Origin of the sequence: Paraburkholderia ribeironis (assembly GCF_900019265.1) — a bacterium.
GTDB lineage: Bacteria > Pseudomonadota > Gammaproteobacteria > Burkholderiales > Burkholderiaceae > Paraburkholderia > Paraburkholderia ribeironis.
On sequence record NZ_CYGX02000012.1, the window covers coordinates 108870 to 124516 of the forward strand.

Sequence of the window (15647 nt, forward strand, 5' to 3'; positions counted from 1 at the left end):
GGCGTGACACGCCGCGTTGCGCACAAAGGCTCGCGAGCGACGCCCCGCCCGCGCCCGACTCGCCTACCGCGAATCCCGATTCTGCCAGCGGCGCCCTTCGATCGAACCCGCCTTGCGGCTCTTCTCGACGCGGCGTTGACGCGAGACCTTCGGGTCCACCAGTAGCGGCCGGTAAATCTCGACACGATCATGGTCGGCGAGCACCGTATCGAGCGGCTTGAGCTTGCCGAACACGCCCACCTTCTGGGTGCCCAGATCGATGTCCGGATGACGCTGCAGGATGCCGCTCGCGTCGAGCGCCTGCTGCAATGTGGTGCCCTCGGGCAAATCGAGTGCAATCAGCGTCTGTCCGTCAGGCGACGCGTAGCACACTTGAATCGACAGGCGTGCGCTCATGGTTTACCGTAGCGCTGATCGGCGCGCTTGACGAACGATTCGACGAACGTATTGGCGATGTGAGTGAACACCGGCCCAATGATCTTTTCGAGAATGACGTTGGTGAACTCATAGTGCAACGCGAATTCGATCTTGCAGGCATCCGCGCGCAGCGGCGTGAACCGCCAGTAACCGGTGAACTTGCGAAACGGGCCGTCCGCGAATTCCATGTCGATGCGCGTGGGCCGCTCCATGCTGTTATGTGTCGCGAAATGCTGCTTGATGCCCTTGAAATTGATGTCGATCTTCGCCTCCATGCCAGTCTCGTCCTGGCGGCGGATTTCGACTCCGCCGCACCAGGGCAGGAAATTGGGGTAATCGGCGACATCGGTGACGAGGTCGAACATCTGTTCCGCCGAATGACGGATCAACACGGTTTTCTGGACATCTGCCATAAATTGAACAACGCGCGGCAAGGGTGGGCAAGCGCCGCGGGCTTTCCTTGCCCCGCTTTGCTAAAATCGTGATTTTAAACGAGTTGGGCGCTTTCCATTCATGAGCATCATCGACAACAGAAAGGCCTTCTACGACTACTCGATCGAAGAGCGCTATGAAGCGGGGCTCGTGCTCGAAGGATGGGAGGTCAAGGCGCTGCGCGCCGGGCGCGGCGAGATCAAGGAAGGTTATGTGGTGATCCGCAATAACGAACTGTTCCTGATCGGCACGCACATCAGCCCGCTGCCCGAAGCCTCGACCCACATCAACCCCGACCCGGTCCGCACGCGCAAGCTGCTGCTGCATAGCGAACAGATCAGCAAGCTGATCGGCAAGGTCGAGCAGCGCGGCTACACGCTCGTGCCACTGAACTTCCACTACAAGGGCGGCCGCGTCAAATGCGAGATCGGCCTCGCCAAGGGCAAGAAGCTGCACGACAAGCGCGAGACCGAGAAGAAGCGCGATTGGGAACGCGAGAAAGCGCGCCTGATGCGCTCGCCGACCTGATCCAGGGCATAGGGGTCTGGCCGGGTTTGACGGGACTGCGCGGTGGCATGCTGATAGGTCGGGCCGCGTTGGTGGGGGCGGTGCAAGTCAGCCCGTGTAAGTTGGACCGCATAAGTCGGACCGCGTAAGTCGGCCCGGGTAAGTCGGCCCGTGTAAGTCGGACCGCGTAAGTCGGACCGCGCAACTCGTGCCGCGGAGCCCACGTTGCACAAGGCCGCACGCTCCCCGTCAGTCACCAGCGCTCAATGAAAATGGCCCGCGTAGTTCGCGGGCCATTGGTTTTTTTCAACGGGCCAACGCGCTCATCGCGCCTCGGTCGCGCCCTTGCCTTTGTTCACGATGGTCAGCGCCGATGCGATCATCGAGCTCATGTTCGCGAGGTCGCCGGGCACGATCAGCGTGGTGCCCTGCTTCGCCAGGTTGCCGAACGCGTTCACATATTGTTCGGCCACCTTAAGATTCACCGCCTCCATTCCGCCGTTCGACTGGATCGCGGCGGCAATCTTCTGGATCGCCTGGGAGTTGGCTTCGGCCACCGCCAGGATCGCCGCCGCCTGACCCTGCGCCTGATTGATCGCCGCCTGCCGCTCGCCTTCGGACTTCTGGATCGCGGCCTCACGACCACCGGACGCGATATTGATCTGCTCCTGCTTGCGCCCTTCCGACGCGGCGATCAGCGCGCGCTTTTCGCGCTCGGCGGTGATCTGCGCCTGCATGGCGTGCAGGATCTCCTTGGGCGGCGTCAGGTCCTTGATCTCGTAGCGCAGCACTTTCACGCCCCAGTTAGCCGCCGCCTCGTCGAGCGACGACACGATGCTGTGGTTGATGAAATCGCGCTCCTCGAAGGTCTTGTCGAGTTCCAGCTTGCCGATCACCGAACGCAGCGTGGTTTGCGACAACTGCGTGATCGCGAACACGAAGTTGCTCGACCCGTACGACGCCTTCATCGGATCGGTGACCTGAAAGTACAGCACGCCATCCACCTGCAACTGCGTGTTGTCGCGCGTGATACAGACCTGACTCGGCACTTCGAGCGGAATTTCCTTGAGGATGTGCTTGTATGCGATCCGGTCGACGAACGGAAACGCGAAGCTCAGGCCGGGCGTCAGCGTACTGTGATAACGGCCGAGCCGCTCCAGCACCCACGCGTGCTGCTGCGGCACGATCTTGATGGTCTGTGACGCCAGCACGATCACAATGATCAGCAGCACCGCCCCGACGATGGTTGAATCCATATCTGCGCTCCGGTCCCTGGTTTTCGATTCGTTGTACGTATGACGCGGGTGCCTGGGCCTTGCTCACGCGGTGCGCGCGCCGCTCTTCGGCTGCCGGCTCGCGACGACGACGAGGCAGCTGCCGCGCAGTTCCGTGATTTCGTAGACTCGCGCGTCTTCGGGCTCGCCCGCGGCCAGTTCGACATCCCACGCCGCGCCGCGATAATTGACGCGCGCGCGGCGCTCGTGCCATGCCGGCACGCTCAGCGTCTGGCCGATGTCGAGATTGACGTCCGGATTACGCGACGCCCGCTCGCGCTTGCGGCGGCCAAAGCGCGACCGCCTGAGCAGCACGACCGCCCCCAACGCCACCACGGCGGCCACCGCGAACTGCACGTCGGTGGCGGCACCGGCAACGTGCGCAAGCGCGGCCGCCACGAAGCCCACCGCGACCATCAACAGATAGAAGGTGCCGCTGATCAGCTCCAGCACGATAAGCACACCCGCCCCGACCCACCAGAACAATCCACCTGGCGCCACGTCGACCTCCACAAAGCAGAACACCCCAGATCTACCGGGGTGTTTATAGCACGAAGCGGGTGCGATTATGGGAGGATGCGGCGCGCTTTCACGCGCATTTGGCTCGCCGCCGACATGCCGCACCTCACATTGCGCATGCCGCCGCGAAAGCGGCATGCTGCACGCGTTACTGCTTCGATTTCGCCAACTGCTGCCACGTGTCGATGATCGTGTCCGGGTTCAGCGAGATCGACGCAATGCCTTCGTCCGTCAGCCATTGCGCGAAGTCCGGATGATCGGACGGCCCCTGCCCGCAGATGCCGACGTACTTGTTCAGGCGCAGGCAGGTTTCGATCGCGCGCTTGAGCATGAACTTGACCGCCGGATCGCGTTCGTCGAAATCGACGGCCAGCAGTTCCATGCCCGAGTCGCGGTCGAGTCCCAGCGTGAGCTGCGTGAGGTCGTTCGAGCCGATCGAGAAACCGTCGAAGAATTGCAGGAACTCTTCGGCGAGAATCGCGTTCGACGGCACTTCGCACATCATGATCAGGCGCAGGCCCTTTTCGCCGCGCTTCAGGCCGAACTTCCCGAGCAGCCCCACCACGCGCTCCGCCTGCTTCAGCGTACGCACGAACGGCACCATGATCTCGACGTTATCGAGGCCCATCTCTTCACGCACCTTCTTCAGCGCGACGCATTCCATCTGGAACGCTTCGGCGAAGTCTTCGGCGATGTAGCGCGATGCGCCGCGGAAGCCCAGCATCGGGTTTTCCTCGTCCGGCTCGTAGCGCGAGCCGCCGATCAGCTTCTTGTACTCGTTCGACTTGAAGTCCGACATACGCACGATCACGGGCTTCGGATAGAACGCCGCGGCGATCGTCGCGATACCTTCGGTCAGCTTGTCGACGTAGAACGCACGCGGCGATGCGTGACCGCGAGCGACGCTTTCCACTGCCTTCTTCAGGTCCGGATCGACGTTCGGGTACTCGAGAATCGCCTTCGGGTGAACGCCGATGTTGTTGTTGATGATGAATTCAAGCCGCGCGAGACCCACGCCCGCGTTCGGCAGTTGCGAGAAGTCGAAAGCCAGTTGCGGGTTGCCGACGTTCATCATGATCTTCACCGGAATCGGCGGCAATTCGCCGCGCTGCACTTCGGTGATTTCGGTTTCGAGCAGACCGTCGTAGATCTTGCCTTCGTCGCCTTCCGCGCACGACACGGTGACCAGCGCGCCGTCCTTCAGCACGTCGGTCGCGTCGCCGCAGCCGACCACCGCCGGCACGCCCAGCTCACGCGCGATGATGGCCGCATGACAGGTCCGGCCGCCGCGGTTCGTGACGATCGCCGACGCGCGCTTCATCACCGGTTCCCAGTTCGGGTCGGTCATGTCCGCGACCAGCACGTCGCCCGGCTGCACACGGTCCATTTCCGACGGATCGTGGATCACGCGAACCGGACCCGCGCCGATCTTCTGACCGATCGCGCGGCCAGAGGCCAGCACGTTCGACTGGCCCTTCAGCTTGAAGCGCTGCTCGGCCTTGCCGCCGGCCTGGCTCTTCACCGTTTCGGGACGTGCCTGCAGGATGAAGATCTTGCCGTCGCGGCCGTCCTTGCCCCACTCGATGTCCATCGGACGCTGGTAGTGCTTCTCGATGATGACCGCGTACTTCGCCAGTTCGATCACGTCCTGGTCGGTGATCGAGAAGCGGTTGCGCTGCTCGTGCGCGACGTCGACGGTCTTCACGCGGCCTTGCTCGCCCGCCTTGGTGAATTCCATCTTGATCAGCTTCGAGCCGATCGAGCGACGGATGATCGGGTACTTGCCCTGCGCGAGCGTGGTCTTGAAGACGTAGAACTCGTCCGGATTCACCGCGCCTTGCACGACGGTTTCGCCGAGACCATAGCTCGACGTGATGAAGACCGCGTCCTTGAAGCCCGATTCGGTGTCGAGCGTAAACATCACGCCGGCGGCACCAACGTCCGAGCGCACCATGCGCTGCACGCCCGCCGACAACGCGACTTCAGCGTGAGTGAAGCCCTTGTGGACGCGATAGGAGATAGCGCGGTCGTTGTACAGCGACGCGAACACGTGCTTCATGCGATCGAGCACATCGTCGATGCCGACCACGTTCAGGTAGCTTTCCTGCTGGCCGGCGAACGAAGCGTCCGGCAAGTCTTCCGCCGTTGCCGACGAACGCACGGCAAACGACAGCTCTTCAGGCGAGCTCTTTTGCAGCGTGTCGAAGCCTGCGCGGATGTCGGCCTCGAGCTGCGGCTGCAGCGGCGCGTCGATGATCCATTGACGGATTTCCTTGCCCGCTTCGGCAAGCGCCTTCACGTCGTCGACGTCGAGCGTTTCGAGACGTTTGGCGATGCGTTCGGTCAGATTGTTGTGCTGCAGGAAGTCGCGGAAAGCCAGCGCCGTGGTGGCGAAACCGGTCGGCACTCGCACGCCGGCTTCGGCGAGCTGACTGATCATCTCGCCAAGCGACGCGTTCTTGCCACCGACAATCTCCACATCGGTCATCCGCAACTGCTCGAACGGAACTACATACGCCTTGTCCTTTGCGACGGTAACTGCGTTAGTCATACAAGCCCCTAAGTGTGAAAGAAATTCACGGCTGTGCAAGTGGGCTCGATCACGAGACGCTCGTTGGAAGCGTTAACTCGTGTCTTGCACAACCTGTTGGAGAAGCAATCGCTACGCCGTTGCAGCCGACCGGGCGTGCCGCGCCAGTTGCGCGGCAAACCGGGCGAATGGCCCGAATTACCGGTCGATCCGCCCTGTTAGCCTCGAGTTGACGGCCGAAAGCGCGGGGTTGGCCGACGGTTCGCAGTAAGTTAGGCGCCGATCGCCCGCAATTGCTTATCCAACAGGTTGCCGCTATTCTACCGTGCCGACTCCCGAAATGTGGCAGTCGGACGAGAATTGCGCCCCAGACCGCTCAACGGGCCTTTGCGAGGCTCCATAGCGATCCGGTCGCGGTTGTGACGCCACGGCGCGCCGCATCGACGCCGCTGCGCTTTCCGGCCAGCCACCGGGCAGCGAGTCCGATGCCGCGATGTTTGATTCGAACGTTTTTGCCACTCACCTTCCCCAGCTCCACTGATGCCGCCCACCGTATTCATCGTCTCCGACGGTACCGGGATCACTGCCGAAACCTTCGCGCATTCGATCCTCTCCCAGTTCGACCAGAAATTCCGCCTGGTTCGCGTACCCTTCGTAGACTCGACGGATAAAGCCTACGCGACGCTCGAAAAGATCAATGAAGCGACCGAGCAGGACGGCCGCCGTCCGATCGTCTTCACCACGCTGGTGGACAGCTCGTCGAACCAGATCGTCAAGGGCTCGAACGCGCTCGTGCTGGATATGTTCCAGACGTTCGTCGAGCCGCTCGAACTGGAGCTGGAGCTGAAGTCGAGCCACGCGATGGGCCGCGGCCACCAGAACGCGGACACTGAGGAGTACAAGAACCGGATCGAGGCGATCAATTTCTCGCTCGCGCACGACGACGGCCAGTCGAACCGCAATCTGGCCGACGCCGACGTGATCCTGGTCGGCGTGTCGCGCAGCGGCAAGACACCGACGAGCCTTTATCTGGCGATGCAGTACGGCGTGAAAGCGGCCAACTATCCGCTGATTCCGGAAGACTTCGAGCGCGGCAAGCTGCCGACGCCACTGCTCGCGCACCGCCAGAAAATGTTTGGCTTGTCGATCGACCCGCAACGCCTGTCGGAGATTCGTAACGAGCGGCGGCCAGGCAGCAAGTACGCGGCGCCGGAAAACTGTCGCTACGAAATCAACGAAGCCGAAACGATGATGCGGCGCGAAGGGATCAAGTGGTTGTCGTCGACGCATAAGTCGATCGAAGAGATCGCGACCACGATCCTGCAGGAGATCAAGCTGGACCGGCCGTCTTATTGAGCGCCGCCTGACGGGAGATCGGCGCGCGGCCGCGCGTGGCGGGTATGGCGGCGGGTATGGCGGCGGGTATGGTGGTTATGGCTCGCCTCACGCGCGAGCGCGTTGCTGACGACACTGCTCGAACACGCAAACCGCCGCCGCAGCCGCCACATTCAACGACTCCATGCCACCCGGCTGCGGAATCGTCACCCGCAACGACACCGCATCGCGCCAGACCTGCGAGACGCCTGCCCCTTCATTGCCGAACACCCACGTGAGCGGTCCACTCAGATCGCAGTCATAGATCGCCTCGGCACCGTGCGAATCCGTAATGACGATCGGCACTGCGAGCCGCTCGAGCAGCGCCGATGCTTCGACGTCCTCATGAATCTGCAACAGGAAGTGCGCTCCCATCCCGGAGCGCAGCACTTTCGATGACCACGCGTACGCCGTGCCCGGCGCGCAAAACACCTGCTGAATCCCCGCGGCGGCGGCACTGCGCAGGATCGAGCCGACATTGCCCGCGTCCTGCACGCCATCGAGCACGATGCAGGTGTGCATGATCTGGTCGGGCAGCGGCATATCGAGCTTGTCGACCAGCAGCAGAATGCCGACGCCGTGCACGACATTCGACAACTGCCCGAACAGCGCATCCGGCAGCGTCACGATGCGATGATCGTCGATGCGCGACACGATGGCCTGCGCTTCGTCGTGACGCAGCGCGCCATCGGTGACGACGCACATTTCCGGTTGCCCGGCGACGTCGAGATACGCGCTCGCCAGATGGAACCCTTCGAGCAGCGCGTGGCCGCCGCGACGTTGTTGATGCGTCGAGCCGGCCAAGGCCTTCAGGCGCTTGTAGAGCGGATTGTCCCGCGAGGTGATGGCTTTCACAGGCAGCGAAGGCGGAGAAAATAAGGAAACAGTCAGCGCCGCGCGATTCGCTCGCAGCGCTCAGAAGGTGTTTATGTGGCCGTTCACATGCCGCCGGGTTCGCCGAAGGCGTCATCGTCGGATATGAGCTCACCGGGCACGACGACGACTTCAGCCGCGGGCAACGGCACACCCGTGCCGAAGCGCAGATGCGCTTCGCGCACCGGCGCGAACGAGCGCCGATGGTGCACGCAGGGTCCATGCTCGCGCAGCGCCGCGAGATGCTGCGGCGTGCCGTAGCCGACGTGGGCGTCGAAGCCGTAGACGGGAAAGACCTGATGCAATTCCAGCAGCATCCGGTCGCGCGTGACTTTCGCGAGGATCGATGCCGCCGAAATGCTCTTGACGAGCGCATCGCCGCCGATCACCGCTTCGCTGCGAATGCTCAGCGTCGGGCACCGGTTGCCGTCGACCTTCACGAGCGTAGGCACGACCGACAGCCCCTCCACCGCGCGCTTCATCGCCAGCATGGTCGCGTGCAGAATGTTCAGCGAGTCGATTTCCTCGACCGTCGCCGAGGCGATGCAGTATGCAAGCGCACGGTCGACGATTTTGTCGTACAGCTCTTCGCGCTTTCTGGCGGTGAGCGCCTTTGAATCGTCGAGCCCGCGAATCATCGGCTTCGCCGGATCGAAAATCACGGCTGCCGCGACCACCGGACCGGCCAGCGGGCCGCGCCCGGCTTCGTCGACGCCGCAGACGATGTCGTCCACCGTCTCGAAGTTCAGGCCGATCTGCCGCAACGCCGCGCCAGCGACGCTCGCGGTGTTGCGCCGGGGTGTGCGCGCAGCGCTCACGGCCGCGCCGTCCGTCTTTCGACGACGCTCGCCACGGCCTCGGCCGCACGCTGCGCGGTGTTCTGCTTCAGCACGTGATGCATCTCCGTGAAGATTTCCGTCAGCGTGCGCCGGTTGGCTTCGTCGCGCAACTGTTTCAGCGTGGCTTCGGCCAGCGCCTGCGGCGTGGCGAAGTGCTGCAGGATTTCCGGCACCACGAAACGCCCGGCCAGAATGTTCGGCAGGCCGACATAGGGCAGATAGCCCTGCCGGCGCATGATCTGGCCAGTCAGCCAGGGCACCTTGTACGAGATCACCATCGGCTTTTTCAGCAACGCGGCTTCGAGCGTCACCGTGCCGCTCTTCACGAGGATCGCGTCGGCGGCGGTCATCGCGAGTTGCGATTGACCATCGGTGATGGTCAGCGCGAGACCGGGGTGGGCGTCGACCAGCGGCCGCAGCATCTCGCGCAGCGCCGGGGTGGCCGCCGGCATCACGAACCGCAGACCCGGCTCCTGATGCTGCATCATTTCCATGGCGGCGAAAAACGTCGGGCCGATCAGATCGATCTCCGAGCGCCGGCTGCCCGGCAGCACCGCGATGACCGGACCGCTCTGTGCAAGGCCGAGCGCACGGCGCGCGCCGAGCGTGTCGGGTTCGAACGGAATTTCGTCGGCGAGCGGATGCCCCACGTACGACGCCGCGACGCCCGCCTTTTCCAGCAACGCTGTTTCGAACGGGAACACGCACAGCATGTGATCGACCGCTTTGGCGATCTTCTTGATGCGCCCGCCGCGCCATGCCCAGATGGACGGGCAAACGAAGTGGACGGTCGGAATACCCGCGTCGCGCAACGCGTGCTCGAGCCCAAAATTGAAATCGGGCGCATCCACGCCGACGAAGACCGACGGCGGCTCAGCCAGCAATTGCCGCTTGAGCTCGTTGCGGATACCGAGAATTCCGGGGATGTGCCGCAGCGCTTCGACATAGCCGCGCACGGTCAGCTTTTCCATCGGCCAGTGGGCGTCGAAACCCGTGGCAATCATACGTGGGCCGCCGATCCCGTAGTACTGGGTGCCGGCCGGCAGACGGCTCGCGAGGCCGTTGAGCAACGACGCCGCCAGCAGGTCGCCGGACGGTTCGCCGGCCACCATCGCGACGCGCAACGGACTGGGTTGCAATGCCATCGGTCAGCGGATGATGCCGCGCTGCGATGCTTCGACGAACCCGAGCAAGGTCTGCACCGGCGCATCGCCGTCGCCGCCAGCGGACGCGAGCTCACGCAGCTGCAGCTTCGCTTCTTCGAGCGACAGGCCATTCTTGTAGAGCACGCGATAGGCCGCGCGCAGCGCCGAGATCGCATCCGGCGAGAAACCGCGCCGGCGCAGGCCTTCGACGTTGATGCCATGCGGCTCGGCCTTGTTGCCGGCGGCGATCACGAACGGCGGAACATCCTGCACCAGCGCCGACGCGCCGCCCAACATCGAATGCGCGCCGATGCGCACGAACTGATGCACGCCCGACATGCCGCCGATGATCGCGAAGTCGCCGATCGTCACGTGGCCGGCCATCTGCGCATTGCTCGACAGAATGACGTTGTTGCCGACGTGGCAGTCGTGCCCGATGTGCACGTACGCCATGATCCAGTTGTCGTCGCCGAGCGTGGTCACGCCCGCGTCCTGCACCGTGCCGGTGTGGATCGTGGTGAACTCGCGGATCGTGTTGCGGTTGCCGACCACGAGCCGGGTCGGCTCGTCCCTGTACTTCATGTCCTGCGGACGTCCGCCTACCGATGCATAGTGGCCGATCCGGTTGTCTTCGCCGATCGTGGTGTGACCTTCGATCACGCTGTGCGAACCGACCGTGGTGCGTGCACCGATCGTCACGTGTGCGCCGATTACGGCGTACGGTCCGACTTCGACGGATTCGTCGAGTTGGGCGCCGGGCTCGACGATCGCAGTGGGATGGATCCTGCTCATGCGTCCTCGCTTCTGATTCTGTTGCATTGTCTGGATGGGCTTGCGCCGGGGGCCGCCAGCGCGCTCGTGTCGCGTCGCTGAGCGCCCGGGGCGCTGACTGCCTTGCCGCTAACTCAGGCGTCTTTGTCCGTGTGCCGTACCGCGCACATCAGGTCGGCTTCCGCCGCCACCACGCCATCCACTTCGGCGCGCGCCTTGAACTTCCAGATGCCGCGCATATGACGCTCGAACGTGCAATTCAGGATCAGCTGATCGCCCGGCTCCACCACGCGCTTGAAGCGCGCATTGTCGATGCCGACAAAAAGATACAGCGTGTTGGACGGGTCGCTCGGTTCTTCCGAAAACGTCAGCAGGGCCGCGGTTTGCGCGAGCGCTTCGAGAATCAACACGCCCGGCATGACCGGGCGCGTCGGAAAGTGCCCCTGGAAATACGGCTCGTTGATCGACACGTTCTTCAGCGCTTTGATGTTCTTGTGCGGCTCGAGTTCGAGCACCCGGTCGACCAGCAGGATCGGGTAACGATGGGGCAGCAGCGTGAGAATCTTATGAATGTCGAGATTGATTTTTTCGGTGCTCATGGTGTTTCTGCTCACGCATTGACTGCGCGATGATGACTGCGGATGCTGGTGCAGGTGGGTTGAAAACGCGTGCTGCCGGCGCCCGCCATGGTCCGGCGGCCGTGCCACCCGGTCACGGCAACCGACTTTGCTTCATGCTGCTCGCCCGCCATTTTACGCGGTGCGGGCGCGTTGCCCGGAAATCTCAGGTTTTGTCGCCTGCGGACTGACTTGCCACGTTGATTGCCGCATTGATTGCCGCGTTGGTTACCGCGTTGGTTACCGCGCCGCCCGCTGCATGAGTCGCCGTCTGGGCCGATGTGCCGGGCCTGTTGGCCGCGGCGCTTTCGAGCGCCTTGATACGATCGCGCAGCTTGTCGATATTGCGCAGCAACGCCGCACTCTTGTTCCAATCAGCATGATTGACGGCCGGGAACGCGCTGGTGTACATGCCCGGCTTCAGCAGCGATTTCGACACGCCCGACTTCGCCGTGACGATTACGTGATCGGCCAGCGTCACGTGCCCGGCAATCCCGACTGCGCCGCCGATCATGCAATGGCGGCCGATCGTCGTGCTGCCCGCGATGCCCGCGCAGCCGGCGATCACCGTGTACGCACCGACCTTGCAGTTGTGACCGATCTGCACGAGGTTGTCGATCTTCACGCACTCCTCAATGACCGTGTCGGCCATCGCGCCGCGGTCGATCGTGGTGTTCGCGCCGATCTCGACGTCTGCCGCGATCGACACGCCGCCGACCTGCGGAATCTTCACCCAGCTGCCGGTACGCGCCTCGCCCTCGCCGACGAAGTCCGGCGCGAAGCCGAAACCGTCCGAGCCGATCACCGCGCCCGCATGCACGATCACGCGCTCGGCGAGTTTGCAGCCGTGGTACACCGCGACATTCGGATACAGATGCGAGTTCGCGCCGATGCGCGTGCCGCGGCCGATCACGACATTCGCGTCCAGCCGCACGTTTTCGCCGATGACCGCGCCGGCTTCCACCGTGACGCGCGGACCGATCACTGCGCTCGCGGCGATCTGCGCCGACGGATCGATCGTCGCGCTCGGGTGCACGCCGGCCTGAGGCTTCGGCGTGGCGAGGTCGATGAAGGTTTGCGCGACGCGCGCAAAGTAAGCGTACGGATTAGGTGTGACGATGAAGTTACGGCGGGCGCCGGGCGCACTGGCATCGCGCGACGCCAGTTTGGCGAGGTCGTTGGCGTTGATCAGCACCGCGCCCGCACGGGTCGTCTCGACTTGCGACAGGTACTTTGGATTGGCGAGGAACGCCAGCTGCTCCGGGCCTGCCTGGTCGAGCGGCGCCAGACTGCCGACGCGCTGCGCACCGTTTCCGACTACTTCACCGCCGAATCGCTGGACGATGTCCTCGAGCGTAAATGCCATGCCTATCCAGTCTCCTGCTGTTCAGTCCAACTTGTGATTGCCAGCACGCGACGCGCTGCCGCGCACCGGTGGGCGACCCGGCTGCGTTCAGTTGCCCGACGCCGCCAGCGCCTTGAGCACCTGGTCGGTAATGTCGATGCGCGGGCTCACATATACCGCTTCCTGCACGATCAGATCGTAGTGTTGCGCCTCGGCGATCTGCTTGATGACCCTGTTGGCGCGATCGAGCACAGCCGCCAGCTCTTCGTTGCGGCGCTGATTCAGATCTTCGCGGAATTCGCGTTGCTTGCGCTGGAAGTCCGTATCCAGCTGCGACAGGTCGCGTTGCTTCTGCGCGCGATCGGTCGGCGACATCGATGCGCCGTTCTTGTCGAGCGAATCGGACATCGACTTCAGCTTCTGCGCCATATCGGCAAGATCTTTGTCACGCTTGGCGAATTCGGCTTCGAGCTTGACCTGGGCGGCCTTGGCCGCCGCCGATTCGCGCAGGATGCGGTCGGAATTCACCGCGGCGATCTTCGCCTCCTGCGCGTGCGCTACCCCGACGCCCAAGGTCATTGCCAGCGCCATCGCGCACGCTACACGCTTCGAAAATATACCGGTTAGCAAAGTCATCCTCTCGATACTGTGGTTGGCCAGCCGCCTGCGGCAGGGCTCAGAACGCCGTCCCGATCTGGAACTGGAACTTCTGATACTGGTCGCCGGTGTGCTTCGTGAGCGGGAAACCCAGGCTCAGCTTGAGCGGGCCGATCGGCGAGATCCATGCCAGACCCACACCATAGCCGTAACGCAAGCCGTTCGCACCCGTCGACGTAGCCGCGGCGCTCGGCTCGGCCCAGACGTTACCGGCGTCGAGGAACGTAAAGACGCGCAACGTGCGGTCGTACCCGGTGCCCGGCAACGGGAACGTCAATTCGATGTTACCCACCAACAGCTTCGAGCCGCCGATCGGGTCGTTCGTCTTCGCATCGCGCGGACCCAGCGAGCTCGGCTCGTAGCCCCGCACCGATCCGATACCGCCCGCGTAGTAGTTCTTGAAAATCGGATAAGGCTTGCCGGCAAGACCCTTACCGTAGCCACCCTGGAAGTTGAAGCCCAGCACGAAGCCGCGCGCAAACGAATAATAGTACTGCGCGTTGAGGTCGGCCTTGTAGTACTGGGTACCGCCGATCGGCGTGCCGTATTCGGCGTTGGCCTGCGTGAAGTAACCGCGGCTCGGCACCAGTGCGCTGTCACGCGCGTCGCGCGACCAGCCCACGGTGATCGGCACGTTGTTCGACACGCGCCCGAAGTCCTGAACGTACTGCTTGTACGACGCCGGCGTGTTCGCGTCGACATCCAGCGTGTTCTGCTCGATACCCGAGCCGAAGTACACTGTGTCGACTTCCGAGAACGGAATGCCGAACTTCAGGTCGGCACCCAGCGTGACGATCTTGAAGCTCGAATCGGTCGAGTAGTACAACGGCTGGTACGTGCGGTAGTAGACGTCGGTAATACGCTTGATGCCGTCGACCGTGAAGTACGGGTCGACCTGCGTGACCGTCAACGTACGGTACGTCTTGGCGGTGTTGATGTTCACCGAGAGACTGGTACCCGAACCGAACACGTTGTCCTGCGACACGCCCGCCGACAGCACCACCTTGTCGGTCGACGAGAAGCCCGCACCCAGCGTGATCGCGCCGGTCGGCTTTTCGGCCACCTTGACGTCGACATCGACCTGGTCCGGCGTGCCCTCGACCGGCACCGTGGTCACGTCGACATCGGTAAAGTAGCCCAGACGGTTGATACGGTCTTTCGACAGCGCGAGGCGATTCGAATCGAACCACGAGCTTTCGAGCTGGCGCATTTCACGGCGCACCACTTCGTCGCGGGTACGCGTGTTGCCGATTACGTTGATACGGCGCACGTAGACGCGGCGGCTCGGGTCGACCTGCAGCGTCAGGTCCACCGTATGGTGCTGCTGATCGATCTGCGGCTGCGCATTGACGGTCGCGAATGCATAGCCGTATTCGCCGAGCTTGTCGACGATCGCCTTGGTGGTGGCTTGCAGCTTTTCAGCCGAGAAGCGGTCGCCTGGTTTGATCTTGACCAGCTTGGTCAGCTCCGCCTCGCGGTCGAGCAGATTGCCAGCCAGCTTGATGCTCGAAATCGTGTACGGCTCGCCTTCATGCAGCGTGACCGTCAGATACATGTCCTTCTTGTCCGGCGAGATCGACACCTGGGTCGATTCGATGCTGAACTCGAGGTAGCCGCGATTCAGATAATACGAGCGGACGTTTTCGAGGTCGCCGGTGAGCTTGTCTTTCGCGTACAGGTCGTTCTTCGTGTACCACGAGAACCAGTTCGGCGTGGACAGCTGCATTTCGTCACGCAGCGTACCGGTGCTGAACGCCTTGTTGCCGATGAAGTTGATCTGGCGGATCTTCGCGCTCGGGCCTTCGGCCACCGAGAACAGCACGGCCACCCGGTTGCGGTCGATCGGCGTGATCGTGGTGGTGACTTCGGCGGCATAGAAGCCGCGCGTCAGATACTGACGCTTCAGCTCCTGCTCGGCCCTGTCGACCAGCGCCTTGTCGTAGTAGCGGCCTTGCGACAAACCGACGGCGCGCAGCGCCTTGATCAGGTTGTCCTTCTCGAACTCATGAATGCCGGCGAAGTCGATCGTGCCGACGGCCGGACGCTCCAGCACCTGCACGATGACGACATTGCCTTCGGTGGCGATCTTGACGTCGTTGAAGAAGCCGGTGGCGTACAGCGCGCGAATCGCTTCGGACGCCTTGTCGTCGCTGAACGTGTCACCTTGTTTGATGGGGAGGTACGCGAACACGGTACCTGGTTCGACGCGTTGCAATCCCTCAATGCGGATGTCTTGCACCACGAAGGGCGTCGTTGCGTGAGCAACCAGCCCATGCGCGGCGACTGCCGCGGCTATAACCGTCTTTGGAACAAAGCGATGAGGTTTAAACAACGTGCTTCCCCAGTG

The 15647-nt window shown here is 63.2% G+C and carries 15 protein-coding genes; 2 read left to right on the top strand and 13 right to left on the bottom strand.

The features are described from left to right. Positions 1-63: 63 nt before the first annotated feature. Together BN2475_RS06245 and BN2475_RS06250 are read right to left on the bottom strand one after the other, a co-directional pair. Positions 64-396, bottom strand: coding sequence for an RnfH family protein (locus BN2475_RS06245; RefSeq protein ID WP_094778689.1), 333 nt, complete (start codon positions 394-396; stop codon positions 64-66). After that, entirely contained in the window at positions 393-830 is a 438-nt protein-coding gene (locus BN2475_RS06250; RefSeq protein ID WP_094778690.1) for a type II toxin-antitoxin system RatA family toxin, read from the bottom strand. Before BN2475_RS06250 ends, BN2475_RS06245 begins: the two co-directional genes overlap by 4 nt. A gap of 100 nt (positions 831-930) precedes the next feature. Here BN2475_RS06250 and smpB point away from each other — a divergent pair, with 100 nt between their 5' ends. Beyond that, positions 931-1377, top strand: coding sequence for an SsrA-binding protein SmpB (gene smpB / locus BN2475_RS06255; protein ID WP_094778691.1), 447 nt, complete (start codon positions 931-933; stop codon positions 1375-1377). A 302-nt stretch (positions 1378-1679) separates the two neighbouring features. Here smpB and BN2475_RS06260 read toward each other — a convergent pair whose 3' ends face one another. From BN2475_RS06260 to ppsA, 3 genes are all read right to left on the bottom strand, one after another. Next, positions 1680-2612, bottom strand: a complete 933-nt coding sequence (locus tag BN2475_RS06260; RefSeq protein ID WP_094778692.1) for an SPFH domain-containing protein — start codon at positions 2610-2612, stop codon at positions 1680-1682. A 63-nt stretch (positions 2613-2675) separates the two neighbouring features. Further along, a complete protein-coding gene (locus BN2475_RS06265) occupies positions 2676-3131 on the bottom strand; it encodes an NfeD family protein (RefSeq protein WP_094778823.1) in 456 nt (151 codons plus the stop codon). A gap of 166 nt (positions 3132-3297) precedes the next feature. Then, on the bottom strand, positions 3298-5700 hold the full coding sequence (ppsA, locus tag BN2475_RS06270; protein ID WP_094778693.1) for a phosphoenolpyruvate synthase: 2403 nt from the start codon (positions 5698-5700) through the stop codon (positions 3298-3300). A 519-nt stretch (positions 5701-6219) separates the two neighbouring features. On the opposite strand from ppsA, the gene ppsR reads away from it, so the two are divergent. Beyond that, positions 6220-7035: a posphoenolpyruvate synthetase regulatory kinase/phosphorylase PpsR gene (gene ppsR / locus BN2475_RS06275; RefSeq protein WP_094778694.1), complete on the top strand. Its 816-nt coding sequence runs from the start codon at positions 6220-6222 to the stop codon at positions 7033-7035. 87 nt (positions 7036-7122) lie between these two features. On the opposite strand, the gene BN2475_RS06280 is transcribed toward ppsR, so the two are convergent. The 8 genes from BN2475_RS06280 to bamA all read right to left on the bottom strand — a co-directional run bounded on the left by BN2475_RS06280 (position 7123) and on the right by bamA (position 15632). Then, entirely contained in the window at positions 7123-7908 is a 786-nt protein-coding gene (locus BN2475_RS06280; protein WP_094778695.1) for a TrmH family RNA methyltransferase, read from the bottom strand. 83 nt (positions 7909-7991) lie between these two features. Further along, positions 7992-8744 carry a ribonuclease HII gene (gene rnhB, locus BN2475_RS06285; RefSeq protein ID WP_094778696.1) on the bottom strand — a complete coding sequence of 251 codons (753 nt, stop codon included), beginning with the start codon at positions 8742-8744 and terminating at the stop codon, positions 7992-7994. Next, a complete protein-coding gene (lpxB, locus tag BN2475_RS06290) occupies positions 8741-9910 on the bottom strand; it encodes a lipid-A-disaccharide synthase (RefSeq protein ID WP_094778697.1) in 1170 nt (389 codons plus the stop codon). The genes rnhB and lpxB overlap by 4 nt, the downstream gene beginning before the upstream one ends. Positions 9911-9913: 3 nt before the next feature. After that, complete coding sequence (gene lpxA, locus BN2475_RS06295; protein WP_094778698.1) at positions 9914-10702, bottom strand: acyl-ACP--UDP-N-acetylglucosamine O-acyltransferase; 789 nt, start codon at positions 10700-10702, stop codon at positions 9914-9916. A gap of 113 nt (positions 10703-10815) precedes the next feature. Further along, positions 10816-11280, bottom strand: coding sequence for a 3-hydroxyacyl-ACP dehydratase FabZ (gene fabZ, locus BN2475_RS06300; protein WP_011488858.1), 465 nt, complete (start codon positions 11278-11280; stop codon positions 10816-10818). Positions 11281-11464: 184 nt separating this feature from the next. Next, complete coding sequence (gene lpxD, locus BN2475_RS06305; RefSeq protein ID WP_245841161.1) at positions 11465-12664, bottom strand: UDP-3-O-(3-hydroxymyristoyl)glucosamine N-acyltransferase; 1200 nt, start codon at positions 12662-12664, stop codon at positions 11465-11467. Between the two features lie 87 nt (positions 12665-12751). Then, positions 12752-13273, bottom strand: coding sequence for an OmpH/Skp family outer membrane protein (locus tag BN2475_RS06310; RefSeq protein ID WP_174641886.1), 522 nt, complete (start codon positions 13271-13273; stop codon positions 12752-12754). A gap of 46 nt (positions 13274-13319) precedes the next feature. Further along, the gene (gene bamA / locus BN2475_RS06315) at positions 13320-15632 is read right to left on the bottom strand and encodes an outer membrane protein assembly factor BamA (protein WP_094778700.1); all 2313 of its coding nucleotides are present in this window, start codon (positions 15630-15632) and stop codon (positions 13320-13322) included. Between the last annotated feature and the right edge of the window lie 15 nt (positions 15633-15647).

Bases quoted from the DNA above. Each gene is read 5' to 3' on its own strand.
- fabZ (WP_011488858.1), bottom strand. From the start codon at position 11,280: ATGAGCACCGAAAAAATCAATCTCGACATTCATAAGATTCTCACGCTG.
- ppsR (WP_094778694.1), top strand. From the start codon at position 6,220: ATGCCGCCCACCGTATTCATCGTCTCCGACGGTACCGGGATCACTGCC.
- BN2475_RS06245 (WP_094778689.1), bottom strand. From the start codon at position 396: ATGAGCGCACGCCTGTCGATTCAAGTGTGCTACGCGTCGCCTGACGGA.
- BN2475_RS06250 (WP_094778690.1), bottom strand. From the start codon at position 830: ATGGCAGATGTCCAGAAAACCGTGTTGATCCGTCATTCGGCGGAACAG.
- BN2475_RS06260 (WP_094778692.1), bottom strand. From the start codon at position 2,612: ATGGATTCAACCATCGTCGGGGCGGTGCTGCTGATCATTGTGATCGTG.
- smpB (WP_094778691.1), top strand. From the start codon at position 931: ATGAGCATCATCGACAACAGAAAGGCCTTCTACGACTACTCGATCGAA.
- ppsA (WP_094778693.1), bottom strand. From the start codon at position 5,700: ATGACTAACGCAGTTACCGTCGCAAAGGACAAGGCGTATGTAGTTCCG.
- lpxA (WP_094778698.1), bottom strand. From the start codon at position 10,702: ATGAGCAGGATCCATCCCACTGCGATCGTCGAGCCCGGCGCCCAACTC.
- lpxD (WP_245841161.1), bottom strand. From the start codon at position 12,664: ATGGCATTTACGCTCGAGGACATCGTCCAGCGATTCGGCGGTGAAGTA.
- lpxB (WP_094778697.1), bottom strand. From the start codon at position 9,910: ATGGCATTGCAACCCAGTCCGTTGCGCGTCGCGATGGTGGCCGGCGAA.